The sequence below is a fragment of the Nostoc sp. DSM 114161 genome, from assembly GCF_052692665.1.
On the sequence record NZ_CP195141.1, the window covers coordinates 8,049,790 to 8,070,346 of the forward strand.

Sequence of the window (20,557 nt, forward strand, 5' to 3'; positions counted from 1 at the left end):
TTGGTTTTAGGCTAGATATCCTTCCTAGCATAACGCCATGAAATATACCATATTGCAGGTTGTTAATGTCAACAAAAAGGGGATGGGGGAGATGAGGTAGACAAGAGAGGGGGGAGACAAGGAGAGAAGTCTGAGCGGAGGTTTCCTCCGCTCGGAACTTCGGAGAGAAAGATTGCTACCTTGTCCCCCTTGTCCAATGCCCAATGCCCCATAGCTAATTTTTTAGGATGCAGCACTCGAAGAACGAGAAAGTAGGAATCTAGAAAAAAACTTAAGAATGTGATTAAATATCATAGCAATCATTTTAGGTCACCTGTCTAGCTAACAATAAAAGGAAAGCGATTCAGGGATTGGGTGACTAAGTTTGCTCTAAGCTGGCAAAGGAAGGATATTCAAGGTCTACCAGCAGTAGTAACAAGGTGCATTCTGGGTATGTGGCAGTTTAGGAGGCTGATGATGTCTAACGACAAGCTGCTGTGGCTCTAGGCATAAAAAAACCCCCAGTGGGTGTTAGCCGACCAGGGGAGTTAGTTATCAGGGTGCATCTACCAATTAAATGTTCTGAGATTGAACGCCATACTCCGGATAAATTTGTACAAAGGTCAATTATTTTTTAAAATAAAAAAACCCCAGTTGGTGTTAGCCTACTAGGGGAGTGAGTTATCAGGGTGCATCTACCAATAATGTTTTCTAGGGGCATCTAGCATATTCCGGAGAAAATGCTCAACCTCCAACAAAATTTGGAATTGGCGATCGCGTAGCGTTAGCAAGTCCGCGAACGTCTTTTAGATTCATCCCGATCCCAAGGGTACTGGGCTTCGGTTTTGAGATTTGTTCTGTCTACAAAAGAGGTTACTCTGAACCGAAAAACCCTAATCCAAAATCTAAAATCTAAAATTCTTCGATGGTTCCAAACAAAAAAACCCCCAGTGGGTGTTAGCCAACCAGGGGAGTTGAGTTATCAGGGTGCATCTACCAATAATGTTTTCTCAAGTTAATGGCTATCCACCGGATAAATTATGCAGAAGTTGAGGTTATTGTTGTTTACTCACCAGAAAAAAAACTCTCAACAAGTGTTAGCCAATCAGAGGGGTTAGTTATCAGGTCAACCAACTTTGGATTTTGCCAAAAGTTCAGCCAGTCGCTAAGACGGGTTTCCCAACTTGTGGGTATACGCCTGGAGAGTGGCTTTTCGTAGGGTGCTAGGGTGACCTAAGGCTTGCGGGAATAGAGTAGTAATTCTCCTTATCCGCGAGCCTGTGGCTACACCAACGCTAAGGGCGAACGAGGCTTTTCAAGCTATACCGATTTTGGATTAAAGACGACACAAGATTAGAGGGCTTGGTAGCACAGCGTTAGCGAGTCATGGAGCGTCGGATTTGAAATTTTGGATTTGTTCGGGCCGCTACAGGCGGCATGAACTGAAATAATTTTTAATCTAAAATCTAAAATTGGCACGGTCAAATCTACCAATTATTCAATGATGAGTGCGCTACCTAAAAAATAGATGTGTGATGAGCAAAAAAAACCCCTAGTGGCTATTAGCCTACCAGGGGAGCTAGTTATCAGGGTGCATCTACCAATTAAATGTTCTAGGTTTAACCATCATGTTCCGGATAAATTTCCCAGAAAGTTGATTATTTTTTAGGACTTACGTAAACTCTACGAACTCTTGGCGTTCTTGGCGTCTTCTCTACGAGACGCGAAGCGCGAAGGCGGTTCGATAAATTAAGCGAAGTTGGCTATTTTTGCGTAAGTCCTGTTTTTGTTTGACACACAAAAACTACTACACTTTGGCAGAATGCCTATTCCTAAGATAGGGCGCTTAAGTCCCTAGTCCGGTTAATTGAGATGGTCGCTGGGTTTTTGCCGTGCTGTAATAGTTGATATTAAGGGATTAGGGGAGTTAAAGATCGAGGTACATTCATCTACCAATCAAGTATTCTAAAGTTAAGCATTATTTTCTGGTGGAGAATATCTGCGTTATGTCAAGTTAGTTTAATTACTTACAGCAGAATTCAGAATTCATAATCCGGAATTTGGCTGCCAAATTGGGCTTATACCTGATTTTTCAAGCTAATGGTCGTCTACTTCACCAAATTGAAATTTGCTGTATAATTCTAAGCTCTTTGCGTAGAGCGTCCTGCGAAGTTGAGTTCGCCAAAAGCTGGCGCTGTGAATTGTCTGCTTATCGGGGTGTTAGCTCTAACTATAAGTGTTCGCACGAACTTAATATTAGAGGTTGCTGTTGTTTGTCAAAATAAAAAAACCCCCAGTGGGTGTTAGCCTACTAGGGGAGTTGAAGATCAAGGTGCATCTACCAATAAAGTGTTCTAGACCGAACTAATCCAATCCGGATAAAGTTGTAAAGGTAGAAAAGCCAAAACAACTAAAAATCAGAAACATTCAAGGGTGGGATGCATCTAAGTTATCAGAGGGAGCGAAAAATCGACTTGAAACTTTCGCGTTTCAAACCGAATTTAGGAGGCGAGCAGGAGAAGCTGTGACCCAGGAATTCCACATATCCGTAACCCCAGTAGGGCAAAACGACTACTTGGTGCGGACGGAACAAGTCGCGCCTGGGGTGCCATTGGCAGAAGAATTGGTGACTTGGCCTGTAGCTGATTGGTTGATGGCTGCTGGGCATTTGATGAATGACCCGTTGAAGTCGGTGTTGCAAGGAGATCCATTCGCCTCTAGCGAGCGGGAAAGCGATATTGCGAGAAATTCTGTTAATTTGGTGGCTTTAGGTCAACAATTATATAATGCCTTATTTCAAGGTACTCTCAGAGATAGTTGGATTACTGCCCAAGGTATTGCCCAGAATCACCAACAAGTATTGCGCTTACGCTTGGGGCTGAAAGACACGAGGTTAGCTCGTTTGCCTTGGGAAGTGATGCACGCAGGCGATCGCCCTTTAGCCACTGGGCCTTATGTCGCTTTTTCTCGCTTCCAAAGTGGAATTTTGGGGGCTTCTCGTTTGCGGCCAAATACTTTTACGCCACTAGAAGAAACTGGTGTCAAAGTATTGATGGTAATTGCTTCGCCCTTGGATCGAGTCCGTCTCGACCTACTCAAAGAGGAAGCAATCAAACTGCAAGCGGAACTCGCGCGTCCGGCACCACGATTTGCTGAGGCTAGCAGTCATCTCCCAGAAATTGAACTCACTGTGTTAGACCAACCAGGACGTGAAGAACTGACCCAAGCTTTAGAGCAAGGCAGATACCACGTTCTACACTACTCTGGTCATAGCAACTTAGGCCCAAATGGCGGAGAAATTTATCTTGCCAGTCGCAGAACCGGGTTAACGGAAATTCTCACTGGAGACGATTTGGCAGGTTTGCTCGTCAACAATAACATCCAGATGGCAGTGTTTAATTCCTGCTTGGGAGCTTACACAGCAGCCTTGGGGGCTTCTGAAGATACGGGGGAACGCAACCTGGCAGAAAGTCTTGTTAAACGAGGAATTGCCAGTGTTTTGGCAATGTCAGAGCGCATTCCTGATGAAGTGGCACTGACACTCACGCAATTATTTTACCGCAATTTGAGTCAGGGGTATCCAGTAGATTTATGCGTTAGTCGGGTGCGCCAAGGATTAATTTCTGCCTATGGTTCTCACCAAATGTACTGGGCATTACCGATTTTGTATCTCCAGCCCGAATTTGACGGTTTTCTGAGCCAGGAAACTGCTTTAGGGCATCCGGAGTCACTCAACCAATATAGTTCCCCTATAGGGACAATTCCTAGTTCTATGTATGCTGCGATCGCGGACGATCCGGAAATGCCTTTAGGAATTGAGGAGATGATTCCTGCTGATTTGGGGCGCGATCCTGTTGGCTTGGATTGGCTGGGTGAAGATACCTGGGGCGATCTCGTTGATGAAATCGAGTATGATGACCCAAGTTATGCAGAAGATTCGGCCATCGTTTCGGATTTGTTTCGGCGGCTGGACGAGCAAAAATCCTCCACAGAAGAGCAACAAATTAACGAAAATAGTCTACCAAATAGGCCAGTTTCAGAAGAAATGACTTCCTCTTTGGAAGAAGCAGATTTGTGGGGAGAAGTTCCAGCACCGCCTCCTGAAACTGTTGGGAACTCAGAAAGACATTGGCAAAATTCCGAGTTTTCTCGTCGATCGCAACCAAACTCATCTCCATCTAGAAATCGGGATCGACGGCGTAAGTTGTGGCCGATTGTTGGCGTTGTGGGAATAAGTGCGATCGCAATTGCCATCGGTTTAAATTGGTGGCAAAATCGACCCCAGACAAATCTGTCGAAAATACCACCAATTCCCACTGAGTCTTTACCCATTGGAAAACAACCAAATATAGATTTAGAAACAGCGCCAACTGGAATCGTTACCGCCACCGCTACTGAAAAATTGAGCCAAGGCGATTTGCAAGGTGGATTATTTGCTGTGGAAGAATTACTCAATCGTGGCGCTTTTGCTGCGGCTGAAACTGCTTTGAAGCTAGTTACAAATAAACAAGTTGACGATCCAGCTGTCAACTTTTTAAAGGGGCGATTAGCTTGGCAATCAATCCAGACTGGAGACGTTAACTATAGCGTTGACGATGCTCGTCGTTACTGGGAAACCGCTGCCAAAGCTAAACCAGATTCGCTTTTATATAATAATGCTCTAGGATTTGCTTACTACGCAGAAGGTAATTTGAATAGAGCTAATGATTCTTGGTTCAAGGCTTTAAATTTAGCTCTCAAAGCACAGAATACAGCTTCTACTACATCCACAAAGACGCCATTACCTCAGGACGCTTTAACTTCCTATGCTGGTTTAGCTCTAGGACTGTATAAATCTGCACTTGGTCAATCTAGTAGCAAACAAGCACAATATATGAATGAAGCGATAAAGTTGAGACAAATGGTAATGAAATCCGATCGCGTCAACTTCCAAGTAGATAAATTAGCTAAAAATTGGTTATGGACAGAAAAAGCAATTAAAGATTGGCGATCGCTGCTTCAAGAGAAGAGTAGGGAAGAGTGAATCAGAATTCAGAATTCAGAATTTCTTTGAATCAGAACGCTCCCCACTTCCAATTCATTTTATTCCTTCAAATGAGCCGAGGAAAGTTGGCTGAGGGCGAGTTATATTAACTTCCCATAAGGCTTTGAGGGTTGACAATTCCTCCCGCAGTGTGGAGTACATAACAGTTTGAAAACTGTAGCTTTCCCAATCTGGTGTTCCCAAACCGATGGCTTTGACGCCAAGGCGATCGCAAGTATAAACTGCGCGGGGTAAATGGAATTTCTGGGTAATTAAAACTGCTTGTTTGATTCCGAAAATATCTTTAGCTCGATAGCAACTTTCATAAGTGCTGAATCCAGCATAATCTAAGGTAATATCTTGAGCGGGTACACCTCTTTGGACTGCATAATTCTGCATTGCTTGGACTTCATTGTAGTCATCGCGGCTATTGTCACCCGTCATTAACAGCTTTTGGACTCGCCCCAATTTGTAAAGTTCTACAGCAGCGGATACGCGATCGCTAAGCATTGGCGATAGTGTACCATCAGGGTAAATTCCCGCACCGAAGACGATGGCAACTCGTTCGGTTGGAATTTTTTGTGGTTGAGTGTAGCGGCGATCGCTGGTTATTGCATTTACATAGTAATTTAGCGCTAGGGGGCTGATGGTTGCAGTTAATAGTAGTAATCTAAATATGAGTCGGTGGTGTGACAAAAACCATTTATGCAGCATAGGTTTTAATTGTCAAGATAATTCTGTAGCAATAGACGCAGGATTTTGGGTGAAGTTGCAGTGGGACCGATCGCTTTTGAGTCTGAACACTTAGAACGAATCAACGATGTCTACGATGGGCTACGCCAACGCACCCCTGGATTTTTCGCAATTCCAACAGATTGTAGAGACGTTGCAATGCAACGTCTCTAGCAACGATTTTGTCGGTAAATGAGATATCTAATACCATTTCAAAAAATCTTTGCAACACATCAAAAATCGTAGGGGCGCAAAGCTTTGCGCCCCTACCCAATCTATCTGTCAAATTCTTTTTTCTATCGAACTCACCTACAGCTAGAACCAATCTTAGTAAACAGATGTACTAAGCACTTGTGCAAACAAGTTATTCAACTCTGGCGCGGAGTGCGGGAGATGGAAAGAGGTTTTCAAATGCTGCTTGACGTTCATTTAAAGGTTCAGGTGCATAATTCCAAAGACTTTCATAATAAAAGAAGGTTACACCCAAACCGCGTTCTTGGGCAGCTCGCACCTGAGACTTAATTTGTTGCATTGGAACTGGATTATTTCGTAACCCTGTCATAATTCCAACTCCAGTGGGAATGGTTTGTTGCGCTTCTTGAATTTCTGGGCGGGAAATATTTGCGATGAAACTTTGCAGATTTGGACGATAAATTTGCACAATTAACTCGTCTACGATATCTTGCCGTATCCAATTAAGCCAGTCTTGCAGGTGAAACTTGTAAGCAAAGTCATAGTAATTAGGAGCAACGGAGAAAATCGCCTGGGGTTTTCTCTGCTTGACAGCTTGGTTAAGTTGTACCATGAAGGCGGTAATTTTATCTGCCCGCCACTTTACCCATTCCGGATCTTCAGGGTTTGCCGGGGGATTGTTCTTGGTTTCTTTAGCGTACAACGCAACTGTATAGCGATCGTAGCCAAATTCGCGGGGCAAACTCATGTGATCGTCAAACTGAATGCCATCGGCATCATATTGAGTGACAACTTCTAGCACAAGATTGCTGATGAATTGTTGCACTTGTGGATGGAAGGGATTGAGCCACATTACCTCACCAGCCGCGCTGATGGAAGTTTGGCTACCATCGCGCTTTTGTGTGAACCAATCTGGATAATTCACTGCAAGTTCCGACGTTGGGGGTGCCATAAATCCAAACTCAAACCAGGGAATTGCTAAGAGTCCCTTGCGATGGGCTTGATTAATGAGGTCAGCAAGAATATCATGTCCATCTGAACCTTTATAAACAAAAGGTTGAATACCTGCGCGTTGTGCGGTAGCACTGGGATACATTACATAGCCAGAATTCCAAACCACTGGATAGATTGTGTTGAAGTTCAGCCGCCGCAGATGAGTCATCGCCTCTTGCACTTTGGCACGATCCTTCAGGGTGTCAAAATCATTGTTCGTCATCCAAACCCCGCGAATTTCCTGACGGGGTAGCTGGGCAACGGCAGGGCTGAAGCTGTCTACCAACAATACCGTAACAAACGATATTAACATCAGCAGCGGGAAAATATATTTCAGCTTTCGTCGCCAACCTCGAACAAAAAAAGTTGATTTCATAGGTTTGAATGATGCATTAGCTACCCACACACGCCATTGCTTGCTTTTGTGATTGAATCTACTAGCCATACATATATTACAAGCATTTATGCTTACTAAAAAATTGAGAGATTGGTAGTTGTTGGTTCCCTATGTATGGAACTTCTGCACCAGAAAAACTAAATCAAACTTATGCATATTAAGAAAGTTGACGTAGCAAGTAGGCATTTGTGCCCAATCTGGTATTGGGAATGGGGCATGGGGCAGAAGAGGCAGAGGGGCAGAGGGGCGGAGGTGCAGAGGTGCAGAGGCGAAAGAAATACTGTTGTCACTTCTCCCCTGCTCCCCTGCTCCCCACACTCCCCACTCCCTATTCCTCAGTCCCCAGCTGTGTCACAATAAAGAACTGTAATAAGAAAAATATTGTTAGGTAATTTAGTGAGTCCAACTGCTCAATCTACGGCAAGTGCGCGTCGTGTGGTATTTCCTTTTACGGCAATTGTCGGCCAGGAAGAAATGAAACTGGCGCTGCTGTTGAACGTGATTGACCCCAAAATTGGTGGTGTAATGATCATGGGCGATCGCGGTACCGGAAAATCCACTACTATCCGGGCGCTGGCGGATCTGCTGCCAGAAATCTCTGTGGTTGCCAATGACCCGTTTAGTAGCGATCCTAGCGACCCTGATTTGATGAGCGATGATGTCCGCCAACTGTTAGAACAAGGGGCAGAAATTCCCGTAACTCACAAAAAAGTCCAAATGGTAGACCTGCCATTAGGAGCCACAGAAGACCGGGTTTGCGGCACTATCGACATTGAAAAAGCTTTATCTGAGGGTGTCAAAGCTTTTGAACCAGGACTGCTGGCAAAGGCTAACCGAGGCATTCTTTATGTGGATGAAGTCAACTTACTAGATGACCACCTTGTAGATGTGCTACTCGATTCCGCCGCCAGTGGCTGGAATACTGTAGAACGTGAAGGTATTTCAATCCGTCACCCTGCACGTTTTGTGCTTGTCGGTTCTGGAAACCCAGAAGAAGGCGAACTGCGTCCCCAATTACTCGATCGCTTTGGGATGCACGCAGAAATTCATACAGTCAAAGAACCAGCCTTACGAGTACAAATCGTCGAACAACGGGCGGAATTTGACCAAAATCCTCCGGATTTTCTTGAAAAATATAAACCGCAGCAAGAAGCACTACAACAGCAAATTGTCAATGCCCAGCAACTTTTACCAGAAGTAAAAATTGACTATGATTTGCGGGTGAAAATTTCTGAAGTCTGCTCTGAACTCGATGTAGATGGATTACGGGGTGACATTGTTAGTAACCGCGCCGCCAAAGCCATAACGGCATTTGAAGGACGCACTGAAGTTACAGTTGACGATATCCGCCGCGTAATTACGCTGTGCTTGCGTCATAGGCTGCGGAAAGACCCCTTGGAATCGATTGATTCTGGCTACAAAGTTGCCAAAGCTTTTAGCCGTGTCTTTGGCGTCGAACTTCCAGAAGATGATACTGCACAAAAAAATGGCACAGGTCAGAAGTTAGGAGTTAGAGGTTAGAAGTTAAAAGTTAAAAGTTAGGAGTTAGGAGTTAAAAGTCAAGAGTTAGGAGTGGGGGATGAGGGAGATGAGGAAGACAAGAGGAAAAGGAGACAACGAGAATAACTCTTAACTCGTAACTTCTAACTCCCAAGTAACTCTCAACTCGTAACTTCTAACTCTTAACTCCCAACTCCTAACTCTTAACTTAGAATCCTAGCTCTTAACTCAGCACTTAGCATTGAATACTGAATTATGAGATCTTGGTATTTTTGGTTTAACAGCTTAATTTTATCTAGCCAATACAACCCGCCTCGGTTTGTAGAATTATTAATGCTATTTTTAGCGATCGCTATGCTGGCAATAGCGAGTGTTTTACCCGAAAGACCATATTTAATCTTAGGTTTGAGCTTAGTAGTTGGAGCATCTATTTCTATCTTAGTGCGGGAAGCGATCGCCCCCTCTCCGCAAACACGAATTACACAAATCACAGCATTACTATTGCTAATTATTAGCCTTTTTGGCTTTGCCGATTTAATCCAGACTCTTTAAATTTAGTTATGAGTTATGAGTTATGAGTGAGAATTTAATTAAAAACTCCTAACTCTTAACTTCTCGCTCCTAACTTTTTTATTTACCACTTTTGCATTTCCACTAATTCCATACACAATTCATTAATTTGCTCTAAATCGGGTTTATGAGGCAGGTTAGTTTGTTCGTAAACAATTTCCATTTCGGCAACTAAATCTTCTGCCATTTTCATCACCTGTTCATAAGAATATTCACCCTTGAGGATAGCTTTTAAATCATCAGCATCGCCAGCTATTCTCCTATCAACAATCACCTCTCCTTGACGTAATATTTCTAATCCACTGCGTAACAATCTAATGCAGTGCATCCCATGTTTGAGGTCAAAACCAGACTTGATTTCCATTTCTGCTCTAGCCGGATTTCTATTTTCCTGCCAAGATAAGTAAGCTTTCCATTCTCTTAGGGCTGTTTGATAACTTTGACTTTTTTGAAGCAGTCGGATAAAATCTTTACGGCTATTAGTGAACTTTTGGGTATATTTTAAAGTCTCGTCGGGTAAAGTATATTGTTTTAACACTCCTTTGAAATCAATATCTGCTGTTAGTAGTTTATATAATTGTTCAGCTTCTTCCAAAAATTCAATTCTGCCTCTAATTAAGTTATAAAGATATTCTAAAAAAGCATTTAGTTCATCTTTGGTTAGCGCTGCTTCGTCTTCTATGTCAAAGTCAGATGGTAATGGCTTTTTTTGCGGTGGCTTTAATAACCACTTGCGATGAGTTTCCATTTTTTTGATTTGAGCAAAGGCATAACCAGTGTAAGTATGCTTGACTTTCTTAGTTAAAAATAATTGCTTATGATTAATTAAATGCTCTCCTACTGGAGTTAGAAAAGGATAGTTATTTAACCAGAGTAATTCTAAAACATTGGGGTTAGCTCCGGATAATAACTGGAGGATTTTTTTTAATTCATAGATAACTGTATCTTTGTTGTTATCTAAAAATGGAAATATTCCTGGTTCATCCCAACCAGCATCTTTTTGTTCTATGCGATCGAATCCCAAATAGTACCTTTTGGGTGCGATAAATACTCCGCGATAATCAAAGTCTGAACCCGGACGATTTAAACCATAGCCGTGGCTACCTGCCAAACCAACTAAAATAGTTCTTTGTTCAATTTCTATTCTTTTCATTTCAATGGAGTATTAATAACGAGGGTTGTGCTATTCTAATGCACTAAACCAGGTTTCTAAATCTGCTTGAGCCTGAAAATCTAACAAAGCTTCCCCCAGATTTTCTAATTGTTCCAGGTTGAGAGTTTCAATACGTTCTAGTAGTTGTTGGGGTAATTCTCCCAGGCGTCTAGTAAGTTGACGGAGAATAAGCGATCGCTCTCCTTGTTCCCGTCCTCGTTGTTCTCCTCGTTGTTCTCCTCGTTGTTCGCCTTCTTGAAGAATTTCTTGATAAATCACTGACTCGCGCATCATACCCTCCCGAAATAATTGTCTAATCAAGTCCTTTTTGTATTTTAATCCCGCTAAGATTTGGGTGTAAGTCGCAATTTCAGGTCGTTGTTCTGGCTGGAGTTGATTAACTCGTTCCACAACTTGTTGCAGCAAGGTTTGGGGTTGAGTGGTTGCTGCTAATGGTGCTAAGGGTAACAAAGCCGGATCGTTCAAGAATTGTTCGGGATTTTCCTCCCATAAGCAAATTACGCGATATTCGTGACGGGTAGTTTCGAGGCTGAAGGCAGTTTCAATTACTGTTTCTGGCGCAGGAGGAAGTAATAAGACAACAACTTACGTAATGGGTAGACGATATAAACGATATAAGCGTACCCAATAATCGAGCATTCGCAGGGGTAGCGGTGGTGTGGATTCTAGTTTAGTTTGGAATTCTAAGTGAAGAATGCGTTCTTGTAACTGTAGAAATGTGACATAATCGGCACGAATCGGTTCAATGCTTAATTCGGTTTTGAGGACTTTGACAGAAGTTTGTGGTGTACCCAAAACCCAATTAGCAAAATTGACGGGATGTTTTTCGGAAAGTAATTTGCAGGGGTTATCAAAGGACATTGATAATAAATACTCAACAAGCCTTTGTTATTATCTCGTGGAAAGCGCCCTAGCGATCGATCGCATTAATTTTGATAAACTGCAAGACGCCCGAATTCTCTAATAAACCGTAAGTCTAACTTTTGAGGGATGGTTTAAATTTTCTATATTTGCAGATATATATCAAAATAAACGCTCTATAAATTATATCTTTGCAAAACTATATCACTAATATATTTAAGTTTAAATATTAATTTATACCTTGTTTTTCTTAACAAAAAGTTTCATTATTGATTTGTCAACTACATATTCATAAACCAAGACTTATTTGGGTATTCACAGCAAAATATCTAAGAATTATTGCAAAATAACTCATGCCGGAGTTCGATTAATCCAATGTTAGAAGGATGGATTCAAATCATATTAACGCTACTAATTGTAGTAGCAATTACTCCTTTTTTTGGGCGCTATATGGCGCGTGTCTACCAAGAACAAAGTACTTTTCTCGATCCAGTTTTAAATCCGGTTGAGCGAGTGCTTTACTCCTTGGTTGGCGTTAAAGCTAAGGAAAATATGACTGGTTGGCAGTATGGACGGGCAATCTTGTATAGCAATGTTGCAATGGGGTTGCTGATTTTCTTGATTATTATGAATCAAGGATGGTTACCATTAAACCCAACCAAGATAAATGCGCCAACTTGGGATACAGCGCTACATACTACTATTTCCTTTATTACTAACACCAACCAGCAGCATTATTCTGGTGAAACTTACATGAGTTATGCCAGTCAAATGTGGGGGCTTGGTTATCACATGTTTACCTCAGCTGCGACTGGTTTGGCTGTGGGAATAGCTTTTATTCGGGGATTAACTGGTAGATCGTTGGGCAATTTTTATGTAGACTTGATTCGCTCGATTACGCGAATTTTGCTGCCTATTTGTATTGTCGGCGGGATTGCTTTGATGGCGGCTGGCGTGCCAGAAACACTGGCTGGTGTAGCGGTGTTTCCCACCTTGGAAGATCCTAGCGTTAGTCAGGCGATCGCTCGCGGCCCTGTTGCCCATTTTGAAATCATCAAGCAATTAGGCGAAAACGGCGGCGGTTTTTTTGCGATCAACTCCGCACACCCCTTTGAAAATCCCAACGGATTTACCAATTTAATTGAAATTGTCGCCATGCTTGCGATTCCCACTTCCTTAATCTACGCCTATGGCTTGTTTGCTAACAACACTAAGCAAGCTTGGTTAGTCTACGGTATGGTGGGTGTTATTTATCTAGGATTTATTGTCGTTACAGCCATTGGCGAATATAACGGCAATCCGGCTGTGAATGCGGTGCTAGGAAGTCAGCAACCGAATTTGGAAGGTAAAGAAGTCAGGTTTGGTTGGGCAGAGTCTGTGCTGTTCGCAGTCAGTACCACCGGTACCATGTGCGGTGCAGTCAACAGTTTACACGATTCCTTCATGCCCAACGGCGGTTTTATTACCCTTTCCAATATGTTCCTACAAATTATTTGGGGCGGACAGGGTACAGGAACCGCATACTTGTTTGCTTACCTGATTCTGGCTGTGTTCGCTACAGGACTAATGGTGGGACGCACGCCAGAATTTCTCGGACGCAAAATTGAGAAGCGGGAGGTTGTACTGGCTAGTTTCTTGATTTTGCTAGTCCACCCCATCGCAATTATGATTCCCGCAGGTATCGCCTTAGCATTTCCCGACCAATTAGCAGGAATTAGCAATCCTGGTTTCCACGGCTTTGCTCAAGTTATCTATGAATACGCCTCCGCTGCTGCTAATAACGGTTCTGGGTTTGAAGGTTTAGGCGATTCCCAACCTTCACCGTTAGCGATCGCCACAGGCACAAAACCGACTTTAACCGCTTTGTGGTGGAACTTGAGTACTTGCTTTAGTTTACTGGCAGGGCGCTATATTCCCATACTGGGTTTACTGTTTTTAGCAGATAGCATGTCCCGCAAGCAAGCTGTTCCCTATACCACTGGGACATTGCGAACCGATACTGGATTATTTACAGGCGTTACCGCAGGCGTGATTTTAATTCTCGGCGCGTTGACATTCTTCCCAGTATTAGCATTAGGCCCCATCGGTGAAGCGTTTTTTATCGCAAAAGGTATTGGGTAGGAGTGGGGACGATGCGGTTTGAGTAGGGAGGTGGGGAGATGGGGAGGTGGGGAGATGGGGAGGTGGGGAGATGGGGAGATAGGGAGGTGGGGAGATGGGGAGATGGGGAGCAGAGAATAAATTATAGAAACTCGTTCATCCAGCTTTGATACTCGTTAATCCACCTCAGAACTTCATTAATGAGTCTTTGATACTCGTTAATCCACCTCAGAACTCCATTAATGAGTCTTTGATATTCATTAATGCACCTCAGAACTCCATTAATGAATCTTTGATATTCATTAATACACCTCAGAACTCCATTAATGAATCTTTGATATTCATTAATGCACCTCAGAACTCCATTAACGAGTCTTTGATATTCATTAATGCACCTCAGAACTCCATTAATTTAGTTCAAAGACTTATGCCCAATGCCCACTTGCCCTGAGCGTAGTCGAAGGGATGCCCCATTCCCCTAATTTAATTTATGCCAACTACTAATAATCCTCATTCACCCCGCGTTCCATCAGGAACTCGTGATTCGCGCAAGCACACCCCCAAGGCAGATATGCGGGGAATTTACCAGAGAGCAATTCGTGAGTCATTTGTCAAGCTCGATCCGCGAATTACTGTTAAAAATCCAGTGATGTTTGTTGTTTGGGTCGGGACAATTATCACTTTTCTAGTGACCCTTAACCCAAATTTGTTTGGTACAATCCAGGCAAATGTCAACCAACAACGCTTGTTAAATGGGTTGATTACCTTTATTCTGTTTTTCACACTCGTTTTTGCTAACTTTGCCGAAGCTGTGGCTGAAGGACGAGGCAAAGCTCAGGCTGATTCGCTGAGAACGACGCGATCGGATACCATTGCTAATAAAATCCTGCCCGATGGTTCCATTGAAAAAGTCAATTCTACGGAACTGCGGCGGGGTGATTTGGTAAAGGTAATTGCCAATAACCTCATTCCCGCCGATGGCGAAGTAATTAAAGGCATTGGTTCAGTAGATGAGTCTGCGATTACTGGGGAATCTGCGCCTGTGCTGAAGCAACCAGGTACGGATATTGCTAGTTCGGTGACGGGAGGTACGCGCTTACTTTCCGACGAGCTGACGATTAAAATTACCGCCGATCCCGGTCAAGGCTTTATCGATCGCATGATTGCTTTGGTAGAAGGAGCAGAACGCACCAAAACTCCCAATGAGATTGCTTTGACGGTATTGCTAGCAGTGCTGACACAGGTGTTCTTAATTGTAGTGGCGACCATGCCGCCTTTTGTCAGCTACATCGCCAATTTTATCAGCACTGTATTTGGTGCTGAGGCAGCAAACAGTTTGCGGGCGGGTGCTAGCGTGGCGATATTAATATCATTACTGGTAGCTTTGATTCCCACAACTATCGGTGGTTTGCTCAGTGCGATCGGTATTGCAGGGATGGACAGAGTAGCGCAATTCAACGTCATTGCTACCTCTGGGCGAGCAGTTGAAGCTTGCGGCGACATCAACACTTTGGTGCTAGATAAAACAGGAACTATCACCTTGGGGAACCGCATGGCTGATGAGTTTATTCCCTTGGATAATCATTCAATCGCAGATGTGGCGAGAGTTTCTTTAGCTGCTAGCTTATTTGACGATACACCGGAGGGCAAGTCAATTGTGGCATTAGCAGAAAAATCCCAGGTTTCAGTAGTTTTTAATATCGAAAAAGCCGAAGGTGTGGAGTTTTCCGCCAAAACCCGCATGAGTGGCACAAATCTACCCGATGGCAAACAAGTTCGCAAGGGTGCGGTGGATGCCATTAAGGGATTTGTGCGTTCTCGCGGCGGTTACATTCCCGATGATATAGATGCAGCTTATGAGCGAGTTTCCCGGCTAGGGGGTACGCCCTTAGCTGTTTGCCAGGATGAGAAAATTTATGGTGTGATTTACCTCAAAGATATTGTCAAGCCTGGTTTACGGGAACGGTTTGACCAACTCCGCCGTATGGGCGTTCGCACCATCATGCTCACGGGCGATAATCGAATTACCGCTTCCGTGATTGCTAAAGAAGCTGGAGTTGATGATTTTATTGCCGAAGCGACTCCAGAAGACAAAATCGAGGTGATTCGCTCGGAACAGTCCCAGGGTAAACTGGTGGCAATGACTGGGGACGGTACTAACGATGCACCTGCTTTGGCTCAAGCAAACGTGGGTTTGGCGATGAATTCTGGGACGCAGGCTGCCAAAGAAGCTGCTAACATGGTGGACTTAGACTCAGACCCCACAAAATTAATTGACTTAGTAACTATTGGTAAACAGCTACTCATTACCCGTGGAGCATTAACAACATTCTCCATCGCCAATGATATCGCCAAGTATTTTGCCATCATTCCGACTATTTTTGCTGCGGCTGGAATCGGCGCACTGAATATCATGGCACTCAAGAGCGCTCAATCTGCGATCGTCTCAGCATTAATTTACAACGCCTTGATTATCCCAGCACTAATTCCCTTAGCACTAAAAGGAGTAAAATTCTTACCTCTTTCCGCAGACCAATTACTACGTCGCAACATCTTTATTTATGGCATTGGTGGTATCGTTGCTCCCTTCATTGCCATCAAAATTATAGATATAATCTTGCCCTTGTCTTAAGACTTCCAAATTAGAAAACATCCAAAAATCTCAAACAAAAATTCTCTCTTCTTCATTTCTCCGTGTCCTCTGCGCCTCTGTGGTTCGTTTTCTTAGATAATTTATTTCTGGAAAAACCCTGAATTTACTTATGAAACTCCCTCACATCCAACACACTATTCCTATCTCCCAAATATCAGAAGCAATAACTGAAATCTGGTGTCAATGGCGCAAACAAAAACTGCCATTGTATTTATTCCTAGCAATGTGCTTCAACTTAGTAGTTGCACCTGTAGTTTATGCTGCCACAAGCGAACAACTTTCCCGCAGTCAAGCTTGGGGAGTGGGACTGCTAGGACTGGTCACCGTAGGACTTTCTATCTATTTATTTTTTGTAATGTTTGTACCGGAGAAATTCTAATGAGTTTTGCACGCGAAGCTAGCAGAGCTATTCGTTCTACCTTGGTACTCTGGGTAATAGGAGCGATTATTTATCCTTTTTTGATGATTGCCATTGGTCAGATTGTATTTCCCTTTCAAGCAAATGGTAGTTTATTGACAAATAATACAGGTCAAGTAGTGGGTTCTGCGTTGATTGGTCAACCTTTTAGTAGCGATCGCTATTTTAACAGCCGTCCTAGCACCACCAGCTACAGCACCGCCGACCCCAAAAAAGATGATGCGGGAGTTTTGCAAACTGGAGTTTCCGGTGCTAGTAACTTAGCCCCCAGCAATCCCGCATTACTAGAACGCATCAAAGGCAAAGATGACCCAGACCCCAGCAAAAAAGTTGAAGGTGATTTCAATCGTCTGAAAACAGCAGGCGTACAGCCAACTGCGGATCTTTTATACACCTCTGGTTCTAGCCTCGATCCTCACATCACCCCCGAAGCCGCCAAAGCCCAAATTACACGAGTAGCCAAAGTACGCGGAGTTCAGCCGAACGAACTCGAAACTTTAATTGCTCAAAACACCGATGGTCGCTTTCTTGGCATCTTTGGTGAACCTGGAGTTAATGTTTTGAAGTCGAATTTAGCTCTAGATCGAGTCTAGGAATAAAAGTATGAAAAGTGCCTAAAAAAGCTATTTATTTAGGCTTTAGATCCCCGACTTCTTAAAGAAGTCGGGGATCTTTTTGTTTATCCCATATTCCCAATACTTTAGCTTTAAGCGAACCGTATTGCGCCAAAGTTATGAAAAATATATCTCTAAATATATGCCTTTTTAGCTATTTAAAAAATATATATTTACTTGTTTAAGTATAATTTTTAGATTTTCAAAATATATCAAAAATCAATAGATTTTTCTGTAAATTGTTAGAGAATATTATTAGAGTTAATTAAAAATATTTAGTGTTAAAAAACAAAAAAGCTTTAGAGCCAAGCCTATTTGGTGTTTTAATCCAAGTAAATAGTATTTACTGCGGTATTAATTTAAGCGAGATTCAGTTACCGAATAAATGTGCTTTTTTAGGAATTTTAAGAGAGAGTCAAATCATTTCGGTAATGAATAATCCGGTTATTTGTGCTGGAGATTACATCTTAGCGATCGCAATTCATCCAATGATGGTTCCCGCTCTCAAGGTCACTCTCAAAAAAATCCATTCTCTCAACAATTGCTTATTGGAATCTCGACCAACAGACAAAGAATCTCTCAATTCAGATGATTCAGAATTTATTCCTCCAAAAGAGTGTTCATCAGTCTACTTTGATTGAAGTTAAAGAAATTGAAACAACACATAATCACACAAAAGCACGGGACGGAGATATTCCCTTTGTAGCAGTATTTTTGGCTCACATTTGCTTCATGGTTGCTTGGGGAATTATTGTTTATCTTGTTTCATGTTTCTGCAAATCACTAGAAGATCCCCGACAAAATTTAACAGAGGAGAAAGATGAAGTAGTCAGTATCAAAACTGTACAGCCACATCCCTGTACAAAGTGTCATTTTTTTAACAACAATTCTTATCTCAAGTGTGCAGTACATCCTGATATTGCTTTAACGAAAGAAGCCTTCAGTTGCTCTGACTACAAATCTCGATAGAGTTATTTGATTTAGCTTGAATTCATATTTATGAATATCTTTTTACGAGTTGTGATTTCAATGATGTTTGTGTTGAGTCCCTCGTTAATCGATCGAGGCAATGATTTGTTTCGACAACATCTTATTCAACAGCTACAAGAAACAAGAAAATGTTTTGGTTGTAATTTCTCAAAAGTGAATTTCTCAAAAGCTAATTTACAAGGAATTGATTTGCGATCGGCAAATTTCCAGGAAGCGAAACTGAAAAATACTAATCTCCGGTATGCAAATTTGGAATGGGCAGACCTTCGCGGAGTGAATCTCCAAGGAGCCGATTTAACTGGAGCTAACCTCAAGAATTCATTGTTAGTTGGTGCCGATTTACAACAAGCAAATCTACAAGGCTGCAACCTCGAATGAACTGATTTTACAAATGCTAATTTGAGTTATGCCAATCTCATAAAAGCTTCTAAAAACAGTGATATCCGAAGTCGCAATTCTGTAATTTTCTGCGAAACAGTAATGCCAAATGGAATTAGAACAAATCGCTGCGATGAAGCAACAAAAATATAATGATTTTCATCAAATATATCGATAGTGAGTAAATAAATGACACAGCTTAATTATCCAGTTAAAAATAGTTTTCTCTACCCTCTTAGCCGCTATTACGGTCAAGTTACATCAGATAACCTAATTTTTAATGCCAATCTGCAAGAGTTTGCTCAAAAAATTGGCTATATTAGCAGCTTACAAACTAACGGTAAACTATCTCAAAAAGAAGCTTTGAGTAAAATTGAGGCACTCTGGCAAGAGTTTAAAGCCAGTAAATAGAAACTGGAAATTGGGGCTACAAACTAAATTCGTCATTTTAATTGATTTAAAAAATCTGAAGAAATTTATGAGGCAAAAAGAAACAATATTTGTTATCCCAACTCATCGATTAAGAGATGTGGCAGAGACTATCGAAAAATATGATGAGAATTTTTGGGTGAATGGCCATGCTTTAAAAATTATAGTTTTTGACGATTCTACCATTGCCAATCACGAGAAATATTACCCACTTTTAGAGCAGACTAAAACAGTCAATGATGTATTTTATGTTGGGCCACATCAGAAAGAACAATTTATTACATTTTTGAATGAAAGACTGCGCGACCGCAAACTTGAATCCCTAGTCAAAAACCTATTTCGCCCCAGCTATGGCGGTAATCGCAACTTCACCTTAATGTATACCCTTGGACATTTAATGGTCAGTGCAGATGACGATATGCGACCAGATGCATTGATTGAAACTAGTCCAGAATCTTTAACAGGTGATGAAATATGTCGAGGGAAACTAATCAAATCCAATCAAAAAGATGGCTTTGTGCATAAATCTTTTGATTTACTCACAGCTTTTGGTGATGTTCTCGGTCAAAAAGCCAGCCATGTACCAAAAAATTTCGAGGCTGGAGAATTTATTATTGATACAGCGATGGATTTAGAAACCAACACTACCAAAGGTTACTTTCGAGAGAACAGCCTTTTATTGCAGCAAGGGAGAGTATTGAATAATGCCATCGTCAAGATTGCCCAAACTTTTCGCACCGGAACTAACGATATTGATACACTTGATTTCGTTCATATGTATCTTAATGATGAAAACCAAATCAGTCCAAATGACCTAAACGATTTTTATATTCTCACTAATTTTAGACCTGTTATCACTAATAAAAACTGGAGAATGGATTGTGGAGTTGCTGGATATGACAATCAGCTAGGTTTACCACCTTTTTTTCCAACTCGCCTGAGATTTGAAGATTATATTTACAGGCTTTGGATACACCAAGAAGGCATTGTGGCTGCACATGTTGATGCTGTCCAAAATCATATTAGAAATAATTACATGCGTAATCCTCTAGCTAGTGAACTCTTTAATGAAGAAATATGTAGTTTGCTGAAAAAGAAGATTAAAAATAGTGTTTATCATCTTGACGATCTGGGAATCAAGTTTGATTACTCTGGTGAGGTCACCTTAGAAGACTCCGAGGAAATCTTACAAAAAATTTCTGTCATGCACACTCAGGTACTTAAAGCTTCAGTATCTACCCAAAATGAAGAACGCAAGCAGTCCTTACAATTGTTTGCAGCGAACCTGTCAAGAGTATTTTATGGGTTTGAACCTGACTTTTTTCAGCAAAATGTCTCTAGAATTATCGACGATGTTATTAGCCAATTTCACGGCTCTCTAGAAATCTGGCCAACTCTAGTGGAAATCTGTTACTTTTACAAAGATAAAAAGGAACTACCGCAAATTAGAGTCAAAAATAAGAAGCTAAAGTCTAGAAATGGTTCCAAATCTAGCGAAATACCAGCATAAAGACTTTTTGGAGCATTGAAAGTCCGAATTTAGGAAAATACGAT

Annotated in this window: 16 protein-coding genes and 1 pseudogene; 13 read left to right on the forward strand and 4 right to left on the reverse strand. The window is 42.0% G+C overall.

All coding sequences use genetic code 11. From position 1 onward, the window contains the following. Nucleotides 1-2,503: 2,503 nt before the first annotated feature. Nucleotides 2,504-5,002: a cell division protein HetF gene (gene hetF, locus NSTC745_RS33730; RefSeq protein ID WP_445634914.1), complete on the forward strand. Its 2,499-nt coding sequence runs from the start codon at nucleotides 2,504-2,506 to the stop codon at nucleotides 5,000-5,002. Nucleotides 5,003-5,056: 54 nt separating this feature from the next. Here the strand turns inward: hetF and NSTC745_RS33735 are convergent, their stop codons facing one another. Continuing rightward, nucleotides 5,057-5,716: a SanA/YdcF family protein gene (locus NSTC745_RS33735; RefSeq protein WP_445634915.1), complete on the reverse strand. Its 660-nt coding sequence runs from the start codon at nucleotides 5,714-5,716 to the stop codon at nucleotides 5,057-5,059. Nucleotides 5,717-5,761: 45 nt separating this feature from the next. Between NSTC745_RS33735 and NSTC745_RS33740 the strand changes: the two genes are divergently transcribed. Next, on the forward strand, nucleotides 5,762-5,908 hold the full coding sequence (locus tag NSTC745_RS33740) for a hypothetical protein (protein ID WP_445634916.1): 147 nt from the start codon (nucleotides 5,762-5,764) through the stop codon (nucleotides 5,906-5,908). A gap of 190 nt (nucleotides 5,909-6,098) precedes the next feature. Here NSTC745_RS33740 and NSTC745_RS33745 read toward each other — a convergent pair whose 3' ends face one another. Further along, on the reverse strand, nucleotides 6,099-7,364 hold the full coding sequence (locus NSTC745_RS33745) for a glycoside hydrolase family 10 protein (protein WP_445634917.1): 1,266 nt from the start codon (nucleotides 7,362-7,364) through the stop codon (nucleotides 6,099-6,101). Between the two features lie 348 nt (nucleotides 7,365-7,712). On the opposite strand from NSTC745_RS33745, the gene bchI reads away from it, so the two are divergent. Both bchI and NSTC745_RS33755 read left to right on the forward strand, forming a co-directional pair. Continuing rightward, on the forward strand, nucleotides 7,713-8,837 hold the full coding sequence (gene bchI / locus NSTC745_RS33750; RefSeq protein WP_445634918.1) for a magnesium chelatase ATPase subunit I: 1,125 nt from the start codon (nucleotides 7,713-7,715) through the stop codon (nucleotides 8,835-8,837). A 234-nt stretch (nucleotides 8,838-9,071) separates the two neighbouring features. Beyond that, nucleotides 9,072-9,368 carry a hypothetical protein gene (locus NSTC745_RS33755; protein ID WP_445634919.1) on the forward strand — a complete coding sequence of 99 codons (297 nt, stop codon included), beginning with the start codon at nucleotides 9,072-9,074 and terminating at the stop codon, nucleotides 9,366-9,368. An 82-nt stretch (nucleotides 9,369-9,450) separates the two neighbouring features. Here the strand turns inward: NSTC745_RS33755 and NSTC745_RS33760 are convergent, their stop codons facing one another. Beyond that, nucleotides 9,451-10,539, reverse strand: a complete 1,089-nt coding sequence (locus NSTC745_RS33760) for a nucleotidyltransferase domain-containing protein (protein WP_445634920.1) — start codon at nucleotides 10,537-10,539, stop codon at nucleotides 9,451-9,453. Nucleotides 10,540-10,569: 30 nt separating this feature from the next. Then, nucleotides 10,570-11,421, reverse strand: a pseudogene (locus NSTC745_RS33765) (Rpn family recombination-promoting nuclease/putative transposase). A 375-nt stretch (nucleotides 11,422-11,796) separates the two neighbouring features. On the opposite strand from NSTC745_RS33765, the gene kdpA reads away from it, so the two are divergent. The 9 genes from kdpA to NSTC745_RS33810 all read left to right on the forward strand — a co-directional run bounded on the left by kdpA (nucleotide 11,797) and on the right by NSTC745_RS33810 (nucleotide 20,513). Next, a complete protein-coding gene (kdpA, locus tag NSTC745_RS33770) occupies nucleotides 11,797-13,542 on the forward strand; it encodes a potassium-transporting ATPase subunit KdpA (RefSeq protein WP_445634921.1) in 1,746 nt (581 codons plus the stop codon). A gap of 469 nt (nucleotides 13,543-14,011) precedes the next feature. After that, complete coding sequence (gene kdpB / locus NSTC745_RS33775) at nucleotides 14,012-16,153, forward strand: potassium-transporting ATPase subunit KdpB (protein WP_445634922.1); 2,142 nt, start codon at nucleotides 14,012-14,014, stop codon at nucleotides 16,151-16,153. A gap of 130 nt (nucleotides 16,154-16,283) precedes the next feature. Further along, nucleotides 16,284-16,553, forward strand: a complete 270-nt coding sequence (locus NSTC745_RS33780; protein ID WP_445634923.1) for a potassium-transporting ATPase subunit F — start codon at nucleotides 16,284-16,286, stop codon at nucleotides 16,551-16,553. Beyond that, nucleotides 16,553-17,185, forward strand: coding sequence for a K(+)-transporting ATPase subunit C (kdpC, locus tag NSTC745_RS33785; RefSeq protein WP_445634924.1), 633 nt, complete (start codon nucleotides 16,553-16,555; stop codon nucleotides 17,183-17,185). The genes NSTC745_RS33780 and kdpC overlap by 1 nt, the downstream gene beginning before the upstream one ends. Before the next feature lie 299 nt (nucleotides 17,186-17,484). Then, nucleotides 17,485-17,847 (forward strand): TrkA C-terminal domain-containing protein, encoded by a 363-nt coding sequence (locus tag NSTC745_RS33790; RefSeq protein ID WP_445634925.1) that lies wholly within the window; start codon nucleotides 17,485-17,487, stop codon nucleotides 17,845-17,847. After that, a complete protein-coding gene (locus NSTC745_RS33795) occupies nucleotides 17,840-18,175 on the forward strand; it encodes a hypothetical protein (protein WP_445634926.1) in 336 nt (111 codons plus the stop codon). Before NSTC745_RS33790 ends, NSTC745_RS33795 begins: the two co-directional genes overlap by 8 nt. Before the next feature lie 30 nt (nucleotides 18,176-18,205). Further along, nucleotides 18,206-18,574, forward strand: a complete 369-nt coding sequence (locus NSTC745_RS33800; protein ID WP_445634927.1) for a pentapeptide repeat-containing protein — start codon at nucleotides 18,206-18,208, stop codon at nucleotides 18,572-18,574. A gap of 189 nt (nucleotides 18,575-18,763) precedes the next feature. Then, nucleotides 18,764-18,985 (forward strand): DUF7219 family protein, encoded by a 222-nt coding sequence (locus tag NSTC745_RS33805; protein WP_445634928.1) that lies wholly within the window; start codon nucleotides 18,764-18,766, stop codon nucleotides 18,983-18,985. 67 nt (nucleotides 18,986-19,052) lie between these two features. Continuing rightward, the gene (locus NSTC745_RS33810) at nucleotides 19,053-20,513 is read left to right on the forward strand and encodes a hypothetical protein (protein ID WP_445634929.1); all 1,461 of its coding nucleotides are present in this window, start codon (nucleotides 19,053-19,055) and stop codon (nucleotides 20,511-20,513) included. Nucleotides 20,514-20,557 lie beyond the last annotated feature (44 nt).